This window comes from Brotocaccenecus cirricatena, assembly GCF_020687045.1.
Taxonomy (GTDB): Bacteria; Bacillota; Clostridia; order Oscillospirales; family Oscillospiraceae; genus Vescimonas; species Vescimonas cirricatena.
In genome coordinates, this window is record NZ_JAJEPW010000009.1 from 30,155 (window position 1) to 49,762 (window position 19,608).

16 protein-coding genes are annotated in these 19,608 nt (G+C 51.3%); 2 read left to right on the forward strand and 14 right to left on the reverse strand.

Features of this window, described 5'->3' with window-relative positions; translation table 11 throughout:
• Positions 1–4: 4 nt before the first annotated feature.
• The 5 genes from LKD37_RS04670 to LKD37_RS04690 form a co-directional block, all read right to left on the reverse strand.
• A complete protein-coding gene (locus tag LKD37_RS04670; RefSeq protein WP_302928123.1) occupies positions 5–2,005 on the reverse strand; it encodes a dockerin type I domain-containing protein in 2,001 nt (666 codons plus the stop codon).
• Between the two features lie 26 nt (positions 2,006–2,031).
• Positions 2,032–3,078: an InlB B-repeat-containing protein gene (locus LKD37_RS04675; protein ID WP_302928124.1), complete on the reverse strand. Its 1,047-nt coding sequence runs from the start codon at positions 3,076–3,078 to the stop codon at positions 2,032–2,034.
• A gap of 116 nt (positions 3,079–3,194) precedes the next feature.
• Entirely contained in the window at positions 3,195–4,865 is a 1,671-nt protein-coding gene (locus LKD37_RS04680) for a hypothetical protein (RefSeq protein ID WP_302928125.1), read from the reverse strand.
• A 666-nt stretch (positions 4,866–5,531) separates the two neighbouring features.
• Positions 5,532–10,517 carry a dockerin type I repeat-containing protein gene (locus LKD37_RS04685; protein ID WP_302928126.1) on the reverse strand — a complete coding sequence of 1,662 codons (4,986 nt, stop codon included), beginning with the start codon at positions 10,515–10,517 and terminating at the stop codon, positions 5,532–5,534.
• Between the two features lie 286 nt (positions 10,518–10,803).
• Entirely contained in the window at positions 10,804–11,271 is a 468-nt protein-coding gene (locus tag LKD37_RS04690) for a homing endonuclease associated repeat-containing protein (protein WP_212822193.1), read from the reverse strand.
• Positions 11,272–11,916: 645 nt separating this feature from the next.
• On the opposite strand from LKD37_RS04690, the gene LKD37_RS04695 reads away from it, so the two are divergent.
• Complete coding sequence (locus LKD37_RS04695; RefSeq protein ID WP_302928127.1) at positions 11,917–13,113, forward strand: tyrosine-type recombinase/integrase; 1,197 nt, start codon at positions 11,917–11,919, stop codon at positions 13,111–13,113.
• A gap of 221 nt (positions 13,114–13,334) precedes the next feature.
• Entirely contained in the window at positions 13,335–13,526 is a 192-nt protein-coding gene (locus LKD37_RS04700; protein ID WP_302928128.1) for a hypothetical protein, read from the forward strand.
• Between the two features lie 19 nt (positions 13,527–13,545).
• On the opposite strand, the gene LKD37_RS04705 is transcribed toward LKD37_RS04700, so the two are convergent.
• The 9 genes from LKD37_RS04705 to LKD37_RS04745 all read right to left on the reverse strand — a co-directional run bounded on the left by LKD37_RS04705 (position 13,546) and on the right by LKD37_RS04745 (position 19,597).
• On the reverse strand, positions 13,546–13,953 hold the full coding sequence (locus LKD37_RS04705) for a S26 family signal peptidase (RefSeq protein ID WP_302928129.1): 408 nt from the start codon (positions 13,951–13,953) through the stop codon (positions 13,546–13,548).
• A 390-nt stretch (positions 13,954–14,343) separates the two neighbouring features.
• On the reverse strand, positions 14,344–14,958 hold the full coding sequence (locus LKD37_RS04710; RefSeq protein WP_302928130.1) for a DUF5028 domain-containing protein: 615 nt from the start codon (positions 14,956–14,958) through the stop codon (positions 14,344–14,346).
• Positions 14,955–15,596, reverse strand: coding sequence for an ATP-binding cassette domain-containing protein (locus LKD37_RS04715; RefSeq protein WP_177305678.1), 642 nt, complete (start codon positions 15,594–15,596; stop codon positions 14,955–14,957). Before LKD37_RS04715 ends, LKD37_RS04710 begins: the two co-directional genes overlap by 4 nt.
• Before the next feature lie 12 nt (positions 15,597–15,608).
• Positions 15,609–16,439, reverse strand: coding sequence for a hypothetical protein (locus LKD37_RS04720; RefSeq protein ID WP_302928131.1), 831 nt, complete (start codon positions 16,437–16,439; stop codon positions 15,609–15,611).
• A gap of 4 nt (positions 16,440–16,443) precedes the next feature.
• Entirely contained in the window at positions 16,444–17,262 is an 819-nt protein-coding gene (locus tag LKD37_RS04725) for a hypothetical protein (protein ID WP_302928132.1), read from the reverse strand.
• 95 nt (positions 17,263–17,357) lie between these two features.
• Positions 17,358–17,801 (reverse strand): DUF2712 domain-containing protein, encoded by a 444-nt coding sequence (locus LKD37_RS04730; RefSeq protein ID WP_177305681.1) that lies wholly within the window; start codon positions 17,799–17,801, stop codon positions 17,358–17,360.
• Positions 17,802–17,947: 146 nt separating this feature from the next.
• Positions 17,948–18,298: a hypothetical protein gene (locus tag LKD37_RS04735; protein ID WP_212822178.1), complete on the reverse strand. Its 351-nt coding sequence runs from the start codon at positions 18,296–18,298 to the stop codon at positions 17,948–17,950.
• An 83-nt stretch (positions 18,299–18,381) separates the two neighbouring features.
• Entirely contained in the window at positions 18,382–19,083 is a 702-nt protein-coding gene (locus tag LKD37_RS04740; RefSeq protein WP_302928133.1) for a DUF4367 domain-containing protein, read from the reverse strand.
• Position 19,084: 1 nt separating this feature from the next.
• Entirely contained in the window at positions 19,085–19,597 is a 513-nt protein-coding gene (locus tag LKD37_RS04745; protein WP_177305684.1) for an RNA polymerase sigma factor, read from the reverse strand.
• Positions 19,598–19,608: the final 11 nt, after the last annotated feature.

Here is a 19,608-nt window from a genome sequence, read left to right on the forward strand (position 1 = left end):
GTATTTAGGATTCTGCGGGGAATTTACTCATTTTCCCGTTTGTATAACGATAGATCAACGCAGCATCTGTGGAGTTTACAGCACCATCGCCGTTAACATCTGCCGACAACTTCTGAGAATCTGTCAGTGTGTATCTTCCATTAACCGAGCGATAGACGATTGCTGCATCCGTGGAATTTATGATGCCATCTCCGTTCACATCCCCATATATCACATCCGGCTTCGTGTCTGCCTTTGCATACTCAAAGGTGAACAGGGCGACGGGCCTAAAATTATTAGTGCTGCTGGATTCCAGTGTGACCGCCATCGCTGTTCCGTCCGCATTGCGGATATAACGGGTGACGGGGGTGGTGACAGTCTGGGTGCCGTCACTGTTGGCCTTGTAGCTGTTTTTCAAGGTAACAGAGCGGATAGTTGCCGAGGACACCACATCTACAGCAAGGTCCGTCTCGTAGCCGTATGCAGTAGCGTCTGCGTGGTAAATATCCACGCCCTCGTTGTAGGTAATGTCAACGCTCTCTGTTCCTTCCGGAACGATCACATGGTACTTGGGAATCTCCTCGTAGACATTTTTGAACTCCTCGTTGTCCTCGCTGCCCAGGGTAACGATGCCCTCATAGGAAATGTTCTTTGCATTCAGCTTCGTGCCGTTGACAGAGATGGACTGGAAGGGGCGCTCCAGCTCGGCGTCCGCCGCCACATTCAAGATGGCTGTGGCCGGTGCGATCTTGGCATAGTTCGTGCCGCCGCTGTCGTCCTTGGGGATCGTCCGGTTGGGGTCCATGCCCACGAGGTAGTAGGTGCCCTCCTCTGTGGGGGCGGTGAAGGAGAAAGTGCTCTTTCCGTCAGCCGCTTCCTTGTACTGCTCGATTTGCTCCCACTTGTCGTTATACAGGAACACATCCAGGTTCGAGAAGGGATAGAAGTCGCTGCCCTCAAAGGTCGTGCCGTAAGCCTGAGAGGAGATCGTCATCTCCATGCCGGGGCGGGCATTGTACGCGTCCTTGTCAAAGCAGGTAAATGCACCGCCGCTGGACCAGAAGCTCCAGTTGGTGAACATGGCCACATCCCACGTATCGCCGTCCGACAGCACGATGTAGTCGGAGGTGGAGCCCCAGCCGGGACTCATGTAGGGAAAGCAGTGGTTGCGGTAGTACATCAGGTTCTCATCATGACCCCAGAAGTTGGCCATATACAGGCTGGTGGGCGAGCCGGTGATAGTCAGAGCGGCAAAGCTGTCTGCCGTATAGGCCGGTGTTTCATCCATGTAACAAACATCTTCACCCAGCTTAAAGCTCGCCAGCGCGTCACGAGGATAGGCACCCTTGCAGCATTGCTCCTCCGGCAGGCCGATGAAGTAGCGCTCCAGCAGATAGAGATACAGGTGCAGGCCGGTGGGCCGCTCCACGATGTTCTCGTCGATGTATTTGCCTTCTCCGTTTTCCGTGTGATAGCGGTAGTATTCGCTCAAGTTGTACCGGCCCAAGTCAAAGTAGGGGACGGTGATGGCCTTGTGGCACAGCACCGTGCCGTCGCGGCCTCGGATGGGCACGCCGTCGTTGGAGATGGTCACATACACCGTGACTTTCTTGGCGGGGGTCTCATCGTAGTTATACTGTGCGTCCAATCCGTGGGGAGCTTCCTTGACCGTGATGGTAAAGGTCGCTGTAAGCTCTTTGCCGTCCGAGCAGGTCGCCTTGACCTTTGGCTCATAGGTGCCGGGGTCTTTCTCTGATACATAGAGTGAGCCGTCCTTGACCTTGGTTTGGACGCTGAACTGCGCTGCGTTGGTCAGCGTGTAGGTCAGCGTATGGCCGTCCGTATCTTCAAAGACATCTGAAAGCTTGATCTCCAGCAAGCTGCCGGCCACAACCTCGCCGGTGGTGACGGCATCCGCCTTCACGGAAACGCAGGAATCCGCAGCCAGCGCCGGTATGACGCCGAATACGCCTGCCGACAGAGCCAAAGTCAGTGCCAGCAGCAGAGATAGTATGCGTTTTCTCATATTTGTTTACCTCATCTATGCGTAGATTACATCCAGCGTGCGTAGAGCGTCATGTTGCTGCGCACCGGGTCTTTCTGTGTATCCCAGGGCTTGGTGAGCGCCTGATCTGCATACCAGCCGCCGAACACTGCGCCGGGCTTCGTGGGCGTCATGACTTCGCCAATGACGCTGCCCCGCTTCACGGAAACGGCCTCCAGCTCTGTGCCGCCGCTGGTCTCAAAGCGAACCTTCTTCTTGCCCAGCAGAGCCAGCAGAATCAGCAGCAGGGCCAGCAGGCCCACGCCACCGATGATCCACCAGGTGACGCTTCCTGCGGCGGCACCCTCGGCCCAGTTGGCGTAGAGGGTCATGTTGCCCTTAACGGTGTCCTTGTGGAAGTCCCACTTTTGGGTGCGGTCCAGGTCTCTGTACCACCCCTCCAGGTGGTAGCCCTCCCGGATGGGGTCCTCGGGCTTTTTCACCTTTTCACCGTACTGGACGGTCTGGGAGGGGACCTCCGTGCCGCCGTTGCTCTCAAAGGTAACGGTGCAGTCCGTGGTGACGATGACGGACACGCTATTATCCTTCACGGTGTATCCGGCCATGCCGTCCTGAGTGGAAACCAGGGTGTTGGTGGGGATAAGCTGCGACACACCCTTCGTGCCGATGACCTTCATCTGAAAGCTGCCCACTACCACCTCCGGCTCCCACGCCTCGCCGCCCTTAAAGGACACGAAGTTCAGATAGAAGGCCCGCCCGCCGGTGCGGCGGCCTAAGTCGCTCCAGCGGATGCCGGGGGCGGTCATGACGCTGCCGTCCACCAGCTGGAGGAAGGTGTCGTCGTACTCGATTTCCGTCTGCATACCGTACATATCGGCGCTTTCCTGGGCATCGGTGCGCTTGAGCACCAGGGTCACGGTGATGGTCTCGCCGGTGGTGGCCCGCACCTCGTATGCACCGCCTACGGACAGGTCAAAATTGTAGCTGCGGCTCTCGTCCGTTTTGCCGCCCGTCTGCGAGGCAAAGGCTGCGGTGGGCAGCAGACACAGCAGCAGACACAGGGCTGCCAATAGTGTAAAAATGCGTTTTCTCATGCTGATCTCCTTCTCTCTCCGACCGGTTGGGCCGTTTTTTGCCCGGCCTGGCCGGTGCGAAGCCCCCAACGGGGGATAGCTTCCCCTCCCGCCGGGGAAGGGAGGCTGGCAGGACCTTACTTAAACTGATTCACGATGGCCACAGCGTCGGTGTGATCCACCACCTTAGTGGCGTTTACATCGGCCCGCAGGAACTTCTCCACGGAAACCTTGGTGAAGTCACTGTATGTGCCGTTATACATATCGTAGACCAGCTGCGCATCGTTAACATCCACCTTCCCGGTCATGTTCACATCGAAGCCCAGGGTGATGGTGACCACATTGTCTGCGGCAGAGATGGCGACCTTGGCGGCGGCCTCCTCCTGGGTCAGGGTCTGACCCTTGTCCACGATCACCAGCCATGCATACCGGTCCGTGCCGTAGCCCTCGACCTTATACATGGTGTTGCCGTCATAGGTGAAGGCACTGCCGCCCTCGGGGGTGCCCTTGACCGTGACCAGCATCATGGTCTTGTCGTTCAGCTCCAGATATTTGGACACGGTCACTTCCTCCGCGCTGTGGGAGACCTTTTCCACCTTCACGACCAGGTTCCAGCTTCTGGCGTATCCATACAGATAGTCGTTATAATTCACGGCCTCGACCACATATTTCCCATTGCCAAGGCTGCGCACGGTGGCGGGCCTCTTAGAAGCTGTGGGAGTGCTGAGGGGCTGATAGTAAGCCGTGACGGTGTAGTCGCAGCTCTCGCGCTGGTTCAGCGTGAAGTAGTAGGGCATATTCTTGCCCATAGAGCTTGCATTCCCGGAGGCTGCGTCCTCAACGCCGTTGCCGGTGAACACGACCGGAATACCAGATTCTGTGTTGGGGTCGATCCATATTTCCACACCTCCAACGATTTCTTTTCCAGGGATCGTGTAGGTGAGGGTGCCATCGTCATTGGCAGTGGGGACCGCTATGACTGTATGGACAAAGGGATCCCCGTTGTCTACACTGTAAATTACACGGTAGGAGTAGCCGGCCCTCGGGGTGACGACGAAGGAGTAGTCATTCAGATAGGTGACTGTCTCCGGGCCCTTGGTCACATCCTGCTCCACATCTTCGTCAATCTTGTATTTCACATCGTACTGCTTGGGGGTCTTGCCGGTGTAGGTGACCTCCACATTGCCGGAGATATTCTCGATGGTGTAGGTGTCATTTGCGCCGAAGGTCAAGCCCTCGGTGACGGTGTCGCCCATCTTCACGGTGAAGGTGTAGGTATAGTGGCTGTCCACGGGCTTGAAGGTGAAGCTGCCGCCGTTGGGGACCAGGCGGGTCTCGTCAGAGGTGAACGCATCCGGCAGGGTCACGGTGAAGTTATTGGCGTTGACCACGGTGTCGGCGTCGGAAATGGTGGCATCCGGGGCGTCAAAGTTGATGGAGTTGGCATCCAGATCAAATTTGGCGTTGGTCAGTTTCACGGTCGAGGTGGCAGTCGCCTTGGCGGTGAAGTCCAGAGCCAGGGCCTCGCCCAAAGCTTGAGTAGCGCCGTAGCGGCGGACCCGAACGGTACCGTTGTTGTCCTCCACCGTCAGATTGGCGGCGTCACCGGTCTTGGTGTTCAGGGTCAAGGCTGCCGGGTCATAGGTAAAGGTCATGTCATAGGCGTTGAAGCCGGTGATGCCCTTTTCCCCGGAGGCGACGGTCACAGGGATACGCACTTGCTGGCCCGCAGCAACCTGCTGGTCAGCGCCCATAGAAACAGTGTAGCCGGTCTCGGTTCTCGGATCAGAGTCCGTACCGACTGTCATTGTAAAATCATTTTCCCATTTTTTAGTTGGAAGTCTTCCGGTCTTGGCATATACACCGCCTTTCACACGGTAGTTAATTGCTTGCCCTATATCGCAAGTTGAGGACACTTTGAAGGTAATCTTTGCAAAAGGCCCCTGCGGCAATGCCTGAATTTTTTGAGCAACAGAGTCATCAGATCGACCGTTCTCGTCAAACCGGACTTCGCTATCATATTCGCCAGCGGTGTCTTCTGTAATTTCGTATGCAATCTCAGTCCCGTAAAATTCAACTTTTTCACAGGAGAGGACATCTTTGTTATAATATATTGAACTCCAAAGTCTATATACATCCGCTGTACTTCTATCCAATGACATGACAGCGGTTATTGTCTCGCCGGGATTAGGGGCCGTATTATCAAAAGTGACACTAAAAACATCATCAATTTGCGACGCTGCATACACAACAGGGGTAATGCTTAAAAGCATAACGCAGGTCAGTATCAGGGAAAGAATTCGTTTTTTCATACTATTCTCCAAATAAAAGTATGAGGTCCGGGGAATCCGCAAGCGGATTCCCCAGACCTGCGTTTTACAAGTGCAATGCCATCAGGCTCACCATACTACTTGATACAGTATATCCGTTAGATCGCATCGCAGACGTGCTATAATCCTTACTGGTCCTTCAATTTAAGACAAGTCATTGAGGCGAGGATCTTCCAAATATGCAGCGAGAATCTCCACATCCTCGTCGTTCAACTTACCATCATCATTGAGGTCAGCTTGTGCCCACTGCTCCGCAGTCAAGTCTTTTTTTGTCTTGCCTGCATCTTTCCACTCCGTAAGCAATGCCAGATCCTCCTCATCCACATATCCGAAGGGATCCAGGTTCACATTGCCCACAGTCGGGGTCGTCAGGCCAATCAAGTCGGTCTGCCAGGTCAGAGCGGGGCTGTACCGGCTGGAGCCGAAGGCTGCGGTGGTCAGACCCGTGTTCATGCTGGTCACGAAGTCTGCGGAATCCATTTCTGCTCTGGTCTTAGCAGTGGCCGTCTGAGAGGTGCTCTTGGCACTGCCAATGCCCTGACTGCAGGTGAAGTCCAGATAATACAGGTTGGACATCGCTGCGGAGGCGTTGTTGGTCATGCCGACCACAGCGCCCACATTGCTGCCGGTGCTCTCCACATAGGCCCGGTTGTAGCAGTTCTTGACAGAAGCGGACGCGCCGGAGGCAAAGGCCACGATACCCGCCACATAGTTGCCGGCACCGGTGATGCTGCCGGTGTTGTAGCAAGCGGTGACGCCCTTGGTGGTCTGACCCACGATGCCTGCCACATAGCCGTTGCCGGTGATCGCACCGCCGTTGTAGCAGCCGGTAATGGTACCGGTAGCGTAGCCGGTGATGCCGCCCACATACTGATAGGCATGGATGGTGCCTTCGTTGCCGCAGTTGGTGGCGTTGGAATTCACCAGACGGCCTGCAACGCCGCCCACGCTGCTCCAGTTGCCATTCACACGGGTAACGGTGATGTCAACATCGGAGACAACGCCGGAGATGTTGGTATAGTTGGCGTAGGCCACCACGCCGCCGGAATAGGCGTTGGCAACGCTGCCCGTGGAGGTCAGGTACATCTTGCCGGTCACCTTCAGATTCTGAATGGTGGCGTAGCTGCTGCTGGTGCCGTTCACATAGCCGAACAGTCCCTTATACGGAGCCGAGGTAGTGGTGGCACTATAGTAGATGCCCATGTTCTTCACGGTGTGATTATTACCGTTAAAGCTGCCCTTGAAGGCCGTGCTGGCGGTAGTGCCGCCGATGGGCGTCCAGTTGTAGCCGGCCAGGTCAATATCACCCGTCAGCGCACCGTTGATGGCATAGCTCCCGCCGTTGACTTGCGCCGCAAACCAAGCCAGCTCCGCTGCGTTACCAATCTGATACACGCCATCGGCCAGAGTGGGCTGCGTCTTGGTGGTGCCGTCCCATGCGCCGGCAGCAGAGGCCGTCAGCGGAATGGTCTTGGTCAGCACACCGCCGGACACATTGGCCTTGTCTGCACTGCCCAGGTAGAAGCTGCCGTAGACATAGTCGCAGCCGGCGCAGAGCACCGCATAGGTGTAAGTGCCGTAAGGCAGGTTCTCATACTCGCCATTGCTGTTGGCGGTATGAACATTGCCTGCGGCATCCGTCAGCGTCACAGTGGGCGTGGCGGTGGTGGGATTGGTAATATTCAGCTTCAGCTTGAAGTTATAGCGCGGAGTGACCTCCACATTCACATTGGGGAAACGGTTCAAGCAGAAGTTCACCGTGACCGCATTGAAGTTCGTGCCCACGCCGGTATTCGACATGTTATACAGGGTGGCAAACGGGTTCGCCGCCGAGTACATGGAGCCGTAGGTATAACCGTTGGTGAGCTGAACATTGGCGGTGCTGCCGGAGCCAAAGTCCACATTCGTCGGGATTGTCAGCTCCAGCTTGGCCTGATCCATCTGCTGATACTGGGCGACATTGGTCTTATAGGCCGTATCGCCGATGGAATAGAACAGGTTGTAGGTAGTGGGGTTGAAGATACCACTGTACTTGTAGATGCCACGGTAGCTGCCCTCGAAGGTGAGAGACACCTTATCGCCGGGCATGATCTCCGTCTCCTGGGGATTGGAGGCGTTGGTGACCGTGGCGGTCACTTCGGCCACACGAGCCAGACTGTAGGACACCTTGTTGTTAGCTGTCATCTTGATGACAACAGTACCACCGGCCAGCCCCGCATTGCGGAAGCCCAGGAGACTTGCATGGTACTTGCCGTTGGAATCCGCCGTCAAGGTGGTCCAGCCGGAGAGAGCGCTCTCCATGGTGGTCTTGTTGGTGGTGACAATGGCGTACTGAACATTGGACACACCATAGTCTTCGCTATTGCTTGCCACCGTGAAGTCCAGGGTGGGGGCGGTGTCGTTGCTCAGATAGAACCAGTTGTCGTAGTTATAATCCCACGCCGACGGGCGAGAAGAACTCAAGCCGTTGGAATTATAGGCGATATTGGCCGTTGCGGTACCGTTTTCCTCGCTGCTGAGCACAAAAACACTGGTACGCTCCGGATTCGTGGCCGGATAGAAGCCGCCGTGGGTGCCATGTGTGTCGTTTGCCGCATATACATCCAGTGCTTTGTAATTCACGGCAAGGATGGTCGTTCCGTTCGGTTTCACATCGAGCCAGTTGTTCTCGGCGTTGCCTCCGTTGGACTTCCGCAGGGTGGGCGAACCAGCCAGCGTATGAACCTCAAATTCAGGCTCAATCATGATATTTGCCGCGTCAGAGTTGATGATCTGCCACAGGCGGTAAGAACGGATACGCTCTGTCCCGCTCGTGTACTTGTAGCCGCTGGGGGACAAGAAGGTCTGAATCTCCGCTTCGTCACGGGTCTTGGCCATCGTGCCAAGATTAGAGAAGCTGTGGGAATACTGATCCGTGGAGTCTCCAGCATTGAAGGTGAATTCCTTCGCAAAACTGGTGGTGCTGCTCTGGAGCCATCCGGCCTTGGTCACATAAGTGGTGCCGCTGCGGATGTCCTTCAAGCGCCAGGTGTAGTTGGAATTGCTCTTGCTGATTTTGTAGGTCAGCGTTCTGGTAGCGTCAGCGGATGCGCTTGCATCGCCACTGGTGCTGCCCGTCTTCGGCTCAATAATCTGTGTGTTGAAATTATTATGCTGGAAAAACAGGTTGAAGTCCGCATAGGCAGGAACCGTCACCGTCAGGTTGATGGCCTGGGAAAGCGCCAGGCTCTTTGTAACAACCGTGTATCCGGCGGCAGTCGTGTTGTTGATCGCCTGAGTGAAGATGTAGTCCTCGGCACAGGTGCCGATGGGTTCCACATAGGCATTCCAAAGGGCTGCGTTTCCGGCAGAGTACAGCATGAAGGGGTAGTAAGTATAATTGCCGGAAGGATAGGGCGTACCATGCTGCACATCGCCGCCCATGCTGGGCATGACCACACGAGCCGTATAGTCATCAGCAGTAAAATAGTCGCTGCTGTTCTTTTTGCTCGTGGTATAGATGGAGTGCAGGCGCAGATAAATATCCGCGCCGCCGCCGGTGCCGCCGTCCACATTGGTCTCTGTGGGCAGGGTCAAGCTGTGGCCGCCCAGGTAAACATTTGCGCTGGTTTCCGAAGCTTTGTAGCCATAGGCGCGGAAGGAATATCTGCCGGCGGCCAGGCTGGCATAGAAATTGTTGTAGTTATCTGCCAGCGTGCCGGTGGAATTGGGGTCAGCCGTGGTAAAATCACTGGCCTTAAAGGTCAGAGGGCTGTAACCTTTCAGCTCATAATCCTGCCCCTTGACAGTGATCATGTATTTGCCGTTAACCACGGCGATGGACTGGTCATGGTCCTCATAGATGTACTGGGTCTTGCCATCAACTTCATAGGAAGCCAGGTAGTCAGCGCCCTTATCGTCAAGACCAGCCGTCTTGTAGAGCTTGATCAGCGGATACTGGCTGCCATTGGTGGAATAGTTCATATCCTGACCAACATGGAAAGTATAGTGCTGCTCGATCGAGTCACTTACGGTCAGTGTCAGCGTCCAGGTGTCCGTGGACAGACCGGCAGAGTTCATGGCATGGAACTCATAGACATATGTATCGGCGGTGTTCTCCGTGATTTGGATCGTGGTAGCACCGAACAGAGCCGTGGAGAAGTAGTAAGGCCCCTTCCTTTCGCCAGTCCCGGCTGTTCTATAATAATAGTAGTCGGTGTAGCTCAAGGAAGAACCGTCCGGATTCTCGAAGATGTTGCCAGCCTGCAGATCGGACAGGTTATAGGCGTATCCTACCGAAACGGTTGCACTTGCGGTGACCGGGACGCCGCTCTTCAGCCGCGGGACCTGTGTGCCCTCCGCAGCGGTCAGAACAATGGTGTGGGTGGCCGTGCCGCTGTCGTCGGTAGCGGTAAGCACGATCGTATACTCACCAGCCGCAGTAGGGGTATAGCTCAAGGTAGAGCCGTTCAGCGTTTGCGTAGCGCCGTTGACGGTTGCCGTATAGGTCAGCGCATCGCCATCGGCATCCGTAAACATTTCAGCCACATCCAGCGTCCAGGCATTACCGAGTGTTACATTAGCTGTGGCAATTGCACCGGGAGCGACCGTAGGTGCCGACTTGCCTTCATAGGTGAAGGCGAGGAAATGGACGGGCGCATAGCTGGCGCTGCCGTCATACTCCGGCGCATAGGCAGTTCCGCTACCATCTGCACCCAGCACAAAGCTCTTTTGGACCGTAGTCCCATCCTCGGCGGTACGGGAGTAGTTCAAGGGAATTGTAATTGTGATATCCCCACCGCTCTCCGTATAGGCCATTTCTACACCGCCGCCAGTCCACTGCGGCACATCGGCGTAGTAGCCGGATGCAACACCGCTTGTGGCATTGGTCAGTATGGCAGCGTCTTTGTATGTGGCCTTTACATAGGTCGTGCCTGCGGGAACGGTGACCAAGTAGTAGGGCACATTCTCGAAAGCAGAGTAGCCGGTAAAGGTCACAGAGTTCTGCACACTGATAGTTGCCGTTCCTGTGGTCTGGTCATTCGCACCATAGGGAACAATACTATCCAGCGGCGCAGCTACTGTGCCTTGTTCCGTTGCAAAGACTGCCGTGGGAAGGATGGATAGAACCATCATGAGCGCAAGCAGCATTGAAAGGAACTTTTTCGCTGTCTTTTGCATTTCCAATCTCCTCTCAGAATTTTTTTTATAATAAGGCCTGCCGGCATTATTACCTTAGCTGCGAGCACATTTTCGCATCCAATAAGAAAATAACAAGGTTATATAGGGGCGCGACACCCTATTATAATTGGTGTCGCGTTCCGATCTGTCCAAGGCGAAAGGTGCTTTCGTTAAGAGGTTGGGCGGAAGGGGCTGGCTAAGCCCCTTCTGCCCATATGGAAAAGCTGGCGGATCTCCGCCCTCGACTTGGCAAACCTTACTCAAGCATTACATCTGTTGCAACGAAGGTTTCCTCTGTGGCTTCGTGAACAGCGCATTTGCTTTGGCGTTGCTTGACTCGCTCAACCCGTGCTGCCCGTTTAGCGTCACGCTCGCTCCGATGCATCTGAATTTGGATTTTCTTTTCGTTTTGATAGCGCCCGCAATCTCTATTGCGGGGTTTTTTGTATATAGGATTCAAGTGGGCGGCTCTCAGCGCATCTTTCCAATCGCCAAAGCGCTCTGCGATGTAACTGCCACCGACGATCTCGATGGGGGCAGGGGACTTTCCCCAATGTCCGGCGCAGCGCCGGAGATAGGCCGCCAGCTGATCCAGGCTGTCGCCTGCGTGTTTTTCCGCAAAAGCGCGGTCCTGCTCAGCCAATGCATCCCGTGTTCTTTTGGCAATGTGCTGCTCGTACCAATTCGCTCCGTCAAAATTTTGCGCACCTGCTACTTTACCCATGGGCACACCTCCTTAATGATTCATGACAAAAAAGCGCTGATAAACCCATACCGGGTCATCAGCGTACACTTCTGCCATATCAGCACCACGGAGAGAGCGCCCGCTGCCTTTGAGTCCTAACTACACAATTCTACTGACTTGCGCCATGAGATACTCTCTGCGTTTATGATCTGTCTTCTCACGATTTTCTCGCAATGACGGACTTTCGTCCCAGTGGTTTCCCGCCTCGATCATATCCTTGCGCTTACAGTGCCGACCGCATGGGGAATTGCACCCCTTTCCTTTTAGGCGGTCGCCTGGCCTTTTACAGCTCGGGCAACAGCCGTGCAGCATCCTCGGACTTCTTATGAAATTTTACGGTATCATTTATCCTTTTAGGGGGATAATGATTTTGGTTGGTGTAGAGGTGAAGTTTTCTTTCGTAAATCTATACAATTTGCGAAAGTAGAATCCACATATGTATCCACATTGTATCGTCTTTTTTGAGGGAAGTCAATACCTAAATTGCGGAAATTTAGCGAAAAGTAGGTACAAATTATAAATGCCGCATAGAATCACTTGCTACTCAAGGGCCTATTTTACAAATATTCCCAATCACAAAATCGTTTACGCCGTCAAAAACATCGTCAAGGAGGAGCGTTGGTCATGCCTAAAAGAGGAGAAAATATTTACAAGCGGAAAGACGGGCGCTGGGAGGGGCGATATATTCACGGCCGCACAGCTTCCGGGCAGGCTGAGTATGGGTATGTTTACGCCGACAGCTATAAGGCGTGCCGGGCCAAGCGGCAGCAATGCATTGAGACGCTGCCAGAGAAGCCTGCCGTGCAAGCATCTGCTGCGACCTTGGCCCAGGCCGCAGAACTGTTTTTAAGCGAGAAAAGCCATGTTCTGAAAGCATCATCCTGGAATCGGTATTCCTATCTGACGCAGCATTATATCTTGCCTGCTTTGGGAACGGCCCCTATCTGTCAGCTGACGGCGGATCAGATTTCTGATTTCCTGCGCCGCTTGCAGCGAAGCGGACTATCCGGCAAAAGCGCCAGGGATATCGGCGTATTACTAAAGTCAATTCTGAAGTATACAGCCAAAAAGCTGGACTGCAGCTGTCCCGGTGTGAATGCCGAACTGCCCGTCTATCACCGAAAAAAGATCGAGGTATTTTTCGCAGACGAGATTGGGCGGTTGGCAAAAAAGGTCCTGGAAGCGCCCAGCATGGCGGGCGTTGGGGTCCTGCTTGCGCTGAATGCCGGTCTGCGCTTGGGGGAGCTATGTGCGCTCCAGTATAAGGATATTGATTTATGTAATGGGGTGATCCATGTCACCAAGACGGCCCAGCGAATGAAAAAGGGCATGCACACCCACCTGGTGGTGCAACCGCCGAAAACCGACAACGCCCGGCGCACGATCCCGCTGCCAGAGGATATGCTGGCCCTTTTAAGGCAAACGGTTTGCCCGGCCAGGAATGAGGAGAACTATTTTCTGTCCGGTAAGTCTGCTCCGCTGGAACCGCGGACACTGCAATACCAGTACCGCGCATTGCTGAAGGCGGCGGGGATCCCTTATCGAAATTTCCATGTGCTGCGGCACACCTATGCGTCGCGCTGCGTGGAGCAGGGTGTGGACATCAAGAGCTTGAGCGAGATGCTGGGCCATGCCGATGTCCGGACTACGCTCCAGGTCTATGTCCATTCCTCCCTGGAGCACAAGATGCGGGTGGTTCAAAGCATATGCTTCCTTTCTCTTGCCCCGGCGGCGGACTTTGCGCCGTCAACATTTCCGTCACACGGGCCGGAAACGGCGCTGCGACAACGGGTTTTTCCGAACCTTTCGCAAATTGTATAGATTTACGAAAGCTCCGCCTTGTTTTTTTGCCAAGGGCAGCTGTGCCGAGTTCGGCTTGTTATTCCTCATACAAACTCATAAAGACCCATCACTGAGAGTTTACCTCTGAGTGACGGGCTTTTTTTGTCGAAAAAGATGCGGAATTATCAAAAAAACTTTATTAAGGCTATTCCCTGGCGTATAATGAGAGCTATGCTGTGAGAAAGGATAATCGAAACAAAATGAAACAGGCAGAGCTGAGATACTATATTTCCATCAATGTAAACGGCCAACATCCATTGATGAGGTCAGCGCAGGGCTACACTGAATATTATAGTGAAGCACTGGAATTCTCCGATCTTTTTGATGCCTATCGTTTTGTTGAACGGCACGGTTTGGAAAAACTGGCATCCATCATCACACGGCCAACCTAATCGTGCGATTGCCCCTCTATTATCGACTTCCTATCGGGAGCCATACTTTAGCAACGACTGTTGTTACTGGTACAAATGGTTCGTCCCAGTAACGGGAATCATAGGAGTCATCCGCATTGTCTCCCAGCATGTAGTAGGAGCCTTCGGGTACAGACATGTTGATTCCGTTATGCATGACCACATTCCCACCAACCGCTGCAATACGCTTGACAAAAAGATTCCCGCCATGGCAAAAGATAACAACGTCTCCGACTTCAAAGCTGCCTTTGATTCGTACACCGAGGATCAAGCTACCAGCTTCGAGCGTCGGTTTCATAGAGTTAGTAGGCACATAGCCCAGGATAAAAACCGTGCGAAACATAACGAGTACAAGCAGCGCCGCTATAACAGGCAGCAAACGGCTTAGACATAACTTCTTTTTCCTCATTTTGGATACCTCTAAATAAGAAAACAGGACAACGGAAGGGAGACCGCATGAGAAAGTAGCAAGTCTTTCGACTTTTAGAATCCGTCGGAATGATTGAATTGATAGGACAAATCAAAGAATAATTATTGTGAACCAATACCGCGGTATTTGCTGCGAGTTCTACAAGAAGTACTGGTTCTGAGTGGAACTGATGAAGCAAGGGCTGAAAAGCGGCTTTTCACGAGAGCCCTGGAAGAATGCTTTATGACTCAGCCTGTAAAACAGCAGCCCAAGTTGTCAATATTCTAAAAGTAGAACATACACTACCCTTGCGGGATGGTGTATGTTCTACTAATGCACAGATAAGGGATGGCAACATCTATTTAGTAATACGAAAATCCGGAACTACAGTTACTCCTCACCTATATTCACTCGAACGATTTTTCTGGTAGGATAATTTGTCACTTGCAGCCAGATATTGCTTTGCTCTAAACGATTCCATTCAGCGGATGTGAAGCGATATCTATACAGATCAAATGGCAGCAAAATATCACATGAGGCGCCATCCTGTAACCGAATCCCGGTGGCACCGTCCAATATAGGATTGACCACACCCAAGAGATCCCAATCCATATTCATGAGCATATCCGTGGTGTATAATGATAGTTCCGTTAAAGGGAATCCTTCTGCGGGACTATTCTGCTGCGAAACAGTAACGCTGACCAATGCGACCTTATCGGGGATCCGACTTCGATCGGCCCCGTCATACTGCAAAGCTGAAGTATAGGCACGATAATCTACAATTTCAAAACGGTTGACCCGAAGCATATAGCCTTCAGCCGCCAAATTATACCCGACAAAATCCGGCGCAATAGGAACGATTTCTCCAACGGAGTATGTCTTCTCTGTATTGGCAGACCATCGTTGACGATAATCCTGATTAATTGCTTTATAGCGGATCATCCAAACAAAGAGCACTACTGCCGCAACGGAGAAAATCAGCCAGAATTTCTTTTTGTCTTTCATTTGCCTATCACCGATGTTACCCTTCCCGCTTGCATTTGAATAACAACATCCGATACGCTCTGCACAAAGTCAGCATCATGGCACGCAACGACTACTAATGCACTGCGCTGACATTCTTTACGGATCAACTGTGCGATCATAGCAACGCCCTGCTCATCCAGTGCATTTGTGGGTTCATCCAAAATCAGCAGATCGGGCTTTTCCATCAAGGCCGCAGCAATACCCAGACGTTGTTTCATGCCTAATGAATATTTTTTGAAAGTCCGTTTATCATTCGGGTCCAGGCCAACCGCCTGCAGGGTGTTATGGATGTCGGAGACCGAGATCAGCTGTTTTAGACCGGCAAGCAACTCCAGGTTTTTTTGCCCGGTATACTCGTCAATAAATGCGGGACTCTCGATCATCACGCCCACAGATTCAGGGAAATCCAGATCCTTCCCCAGGCGACGATCATTTACTGAAACACTGCCCTCTGTCGCATAGATCAACCCACACATCAGACGTAAAAGCATCGTTTTACCCGATCCATTTTCCCCTTGCAATCCGTAGACTTTTCCGCTTTCAAAATTCAAACTGATGTCTTGCAGCACGACCGCTCTGTGAATGGTTTTTGTGACATGATCCACCACAATATTCATCGTATCACCGTCCTATTTTTCAAGAGATATGAGGTCTTTTCTTTGTATCAGTAAATATCCTGCGCCTATTGATAAGAGCAACAGTAGCAGTGTAAACACCAGTTCTTTACGATAACTCAATCCATTTGCATCAAAAAGCTGGTATCGCATCACCATCGCTCCGTTGCCGACCAACCATTCAATGGGGAAATATGCGGCAGCAATATATGTGACAAAGCATATTAGAAAGCTGATGGCCGGACGGGCCACAAGGTTTAAGAGTGTTTGCAGCATACATACGGCCGTAAGCGTCACAAACGGAAGGAGCAAAGCGTATAGGATAACACTTGCCGGCGTGAGTGAAATTGTCTCTCCACACAAGACCTCCGAAAACAAGAATGCGGTGATTTCGGGCGTGTTGTTTAGGCCGAAGGTAACGGGTGTCAGAATCGCTGTGCCTATTATGGCAATCATTTCACAGGCAAAGTATAAAGTACAGCTTGCTATGCACCATATACACTTAGACAGCCACCATTTCCCACGCGATGTGCGTAGGAAAACTTGCTGACCTTGTACACTGATACCTTGCGCAGGATATGCTGCTGTTATATACAGGCAAAAGCCGCACACAATCAGCCATTCGATGGGGACCGACACCTTTTCTTCCATAGAGCCGTGTTGTATGATTGCCATGCCGCGAAATAGACACAGCATATAGTCGCCAATTGAACCCCGGCTTGAAATGGATTCCACATTGCAATAGAATTGCACAGAGCGATATACTGCGAATAAGCGCATGGAAAAGAGGAGAGTGGCAATCAGATAGTTTCTCCTTTGCAATCCCTGCCGCAGATCATAGCGCAACAGCCTATAAAACCTCATGTCTGTATTTCCTATATATCCCCGTAAGAACAGATACGAATGTCAAAAGAATAAGTTCCGCAAGTATGATCCATGTGGGACTGGGATTTGTACTTGCCAAATTGCACAGCCTTAAAGGCGAGAGCTCTATATACCAGTTCATTGCGTCGGCAAGCATGGGGGTAATGAAATCAAGTAATAGGAACAGCAGAAGTGGAGTTGCTGTCACAAAGAATCGGTGTTTTACCTTATGCCCGACGATAATGCACAGACTGGCCGCAACGCCGCCCCAGAAAAACTCAATAACGCACCAGATGATTGCATGCAGCCAAGGGTGGGTATAGTATAGCTTCGCCAAAAAGGCTGTGCCTGAACAGAATCCTGTAATAGGCAGTGCAACCCGAGGAATACAGGCGGGACATACCATCGCGGATGCAAACAGATCCGTAGTTACCGGCAATGCAATAGCAATGCCGCCACTAACAAATACAGCCGCCATTTTGGCTGTTAGGTATTGAGAATACGGAACTCTGGTAAGAATATTATTTGTCATATGAGACCTGTTGTCCTCATACAATGACCACCCATAAGGCATAGCAGCCAAAAATGGCCAAACGGCATAGAAGACTACAGCCCCGACGGTGACTCCGTTGACGCCGATCCAATTGACAAATAAGCTGCACCCATCATATCCGCCCGGGGAATGTGCATAGGATGCGCCTAAGTCACTGACGGTAATTGCAGTTTGAACCAAATCAGCTATGACAAGAATAAAACCGATCAGCAATGCACTGCGCATCATTTTGTTGTGAAATGCTTTCCACATTTCGGTTCTAATACAGTTCCCCATTATGTTATTCCTCCGCTAATGTTTACTGCTCCATCTCGGCTTGTTTTGAACGCTTTGTATTTGATTTACTGTCAGGGCGTTGCATCCTTATACGAGTTTGCGCTATCAGGGCTCCATTCACCGGACATGGTTTCACCAAAAAGATTGGGGCACGAGAAGGAGAGCGTTGCCCAGCGATAGCCGTCCTCATTAATGAAGGAATGGATACTGTACTTATTCCCGTTGTGACATGTCACATAATTCACGCGAGTTCCGCCAGATACAGTACAGTTATTCATCGATCCGTTTTGTGCGGATCCACCAAGGGCTCTTGCTCTGATGTGATCGCGCTTTCCGTCACGATAATAAAAATACACAGCTGATGAATCATCTTTTGTTCTGGGTGTAAGACGATGGTAGGAATACACATTTACACTAAAACCAGTGATTGTTGTGTCGGCTGTAGATGCAAACGCAGGAACAGCCATTGCTGCGCATACGAGAAACGCCATAATCAAGGTAATAATCTTCTTCATTTTTATTTCCTTTCTTTGTACATGTTTGGGTTTCTTATGTACTTATGTAATTAATATGATTCAATCATTGGAATCACCCTCATTCTGTCAACCGCTGTATACATGGACTGTAATATAGAATATTCATCTATATTACAAGTTACCTATTATGCTGTTGCAGTAGCGGGATTCACATAAAAGCTTTGCCCATCAACTGTGCATACTACTTTTACTGTATATGTTTTCCCTTTTGTTACCTCATGAGAGCCTGTGATAAGCAGATACGATGTCCCGTTACCGCTCCAGGAGTCGATCATCGTACGGCCTTGCCATAATTGAAGTGTTGCATGGATGGTTTTTCCAGGCTTGGCGATAGACACTCTGCATGTAGCTGTTGTTCCATTGATGGTGATTGAAGCCGACGGCGTAGCTGCTTGTACGGATGTAGCTTGCGCTGTCGCGGAGCAGGATAACAACAGGATCAATGCAAGGATGAGAGAAATCGTCTTTTTTTTCATAAATACACCCCCTTTCTCTATTCTTCTAAGCATTGGAACGGAGAAAGGGGGTGCTTTTTGGACACCATAATTACATGATTTTATTATTTTGTAGGAATCGACAAAATAAGGGATTGCGCTATGTGCACTATGTCCTCGTTGCTGATATTTCCCTGTATATTAAACACAACCTGATTCGCTTCGTCCACCCATATTAAAGCTTTTTCTGGTGAAGTTTCATTGCCAATGTATAAATCCGCTGGAATTCCGTTGATATCGACTTTGACTACTTCGCTATACTCCTGTGCTGTTGTGCTCATGCTGGTATGCTGCATCAAGGTATATTCAACAGAAAACATTTTTTCTCCGGTATCGTTGGCATATACGCGAAGACAATAATCGCTATCTTGATAGTTATCTACCAGCGAAAATCCGTCCGGTATCCACGACGGCTCATAACAGATGTGATCTATTTCATTATCTTCGCTATTGAAAAGATAGATCGTTATGCTCTCGTAGATTTCTTTTATCCATTGGAAGGCGCGCTCTCTTGCCTGTATATCAACTGTCAGCCATGTGCTGACAGACAGAATCGTCACAATTAATATTACCGCAGCCCGCTGCCATATTTTATGCGCAACAACCCTACGCTTGCTTTTTTTTCGTAATATCTCCATGCTATGTTCAAAATCATCGGAAAATACATGTTCGCATTCACTGGGAGACGGGAATGAAGTAAGCATGGACTCTGCTACACGCTTTGCCGCGTTGGCCAGTTCCTGTTCTGACCATGCAATGTTTGACATTTTACGCATCTCCTTTCAAATGTTTTTGCAAAGCGGCCTTGGCTCTCCAAAGCTGCTTTTGTGCGGTATCCTTTTTTATATGCAGCATAGATGATATTTCTCGTACAGAGTATCCATTATAATAGCGCAGCAATAGGATATCACGATAGGCAGCCGGTAATCGTGCCATAGCATCGGCCAAACCATGATCACCAGGCAATGGGATTTCGATGCCATAGGTACTCTCCCAAAATTCCATATCTACCAGTTTTGATCGGCTGCGAATGATATCTATTGCTTTCCGTTCTGTAATAATAACGATATAAGCTCTAGTTTTTGGACATTTGACATCCGATATTTTTTTCAGATTCTCAATAAGGGATAGAAACGCCTGATGTACTGCATCCTCGGCATCAAATTCATTCTTCAGAATTTTCATGGCAACATGGAACATCAAGCCCTTGTACATTATGTAAAGCTGTTCAAACTTGGATTTATCTTCGTCGCTTTCTATCATCTGTAAGTAGATAATCAACGAAATTCCCT

Excerpts from the sequence above, each read along its gene's own strand:
- LKD37_RS04670 (WP_302928123.1), bottom strand. The coding sequence starts at position 2,005 with ATGAGAAAACGCATACTATCTCTGCTGCTGGCACTGACTTTGGCTCTG.
- LKD37_RS04675 (WP_302928124.1), bottom strand. The coding sequence starts at position 3,078 with ATGAGAAAACGCATTTTTACACTATTGGCAGCCCTGTGTCTGCTGCTG.
- LKD37_RS04680 (WP_302928125.1), bottom strand. The coding sequence starts at position 4,865 with ATGACAGTCGGTACGGACTCTGATCCGAGAACCGAGACCGGCTACACT.
- LKD37_RS04685 (WP_302928126.1), bottom strand. The coding sequence starts at position 10,517 with ATGCTGCTTGCGCTCATGATGGTTCTATCCATCCTTCCCACGGCAGTC.
- LKD37_RS04690 (WP_212822193.1), bottom strand. The coding sequence starts at position 11,271 with ATGGGTAAAGTAGCAGGTGCGCAAAATTTTGACGGAGCGAATTGGTAC.
- LKD37_RS04695 (WP_302928127.1), top strand. The coding sequence starts at position 11,917 with ATGCCTAAAAGAGGAGAAAATATTTACAAGCGGAAAGACGGGCGCTGG.
- LKD37_RS04700 (WP_302928128.1), top strand. The coding sequence starts at position 13,335 with ATGAAACAGGCAGAGCTGAGATACTATATTTCCATCAATGTAAACGGC.
- LKD37_RS04705 (WP_302928129.1), bottom strand. The coding sequence starts at position 13,953 with ATGAGGAAAAAGAAGTTATGTCTAAGCCGTTTGCTGCCTGTTATAGCG.
- LKD37_RS04710 (WP_302928130.1), bottom strand. The coding sequence starts at position 14,958 with ATGAAAGACAAAAAGAAATTCTGGCTGATTTTCTCCGTTGCGGCAGTA.
- LKD37_RS04715 (WP_177305678.1), bottom strand. The coding sequence starts at position 15,596 with ATGAATATTGTGGTGGATCATGTCACAAAAACCATTCACAGAGCGGTC.
- LKD37_RS04725 (WP_302928132.1), bottom strand. The coding sequence starts at position 17,262 with ATGTGGAAAGCATTTCACAACAAAATGATGCGCAGTGCATTGCTGATC.
- LKD37_RS04730 (WP_177305681.1), bottom strand. The coding sequence starts at position 17,801 with ATGAAGAAGATTATTACCTTGATTATGGCGTTTCTCGTATGCGCAGCA.
- LKD37_RS04735 (WP_212822178.1), bottom strand. The coding sequence starts at position 18,298 with ATGAAAAAAAAGACGATTTCTCTCATCCTTGCATTGATCCTGTTGTTA.
- LKD37_RS04740 (WP_302928133.1), bottom strand. The coding sequence starts at position 19,083 with ATGTCAAACATTGCATGGTCAGAACAGGAACTGGCCAACGCGGCAAAG.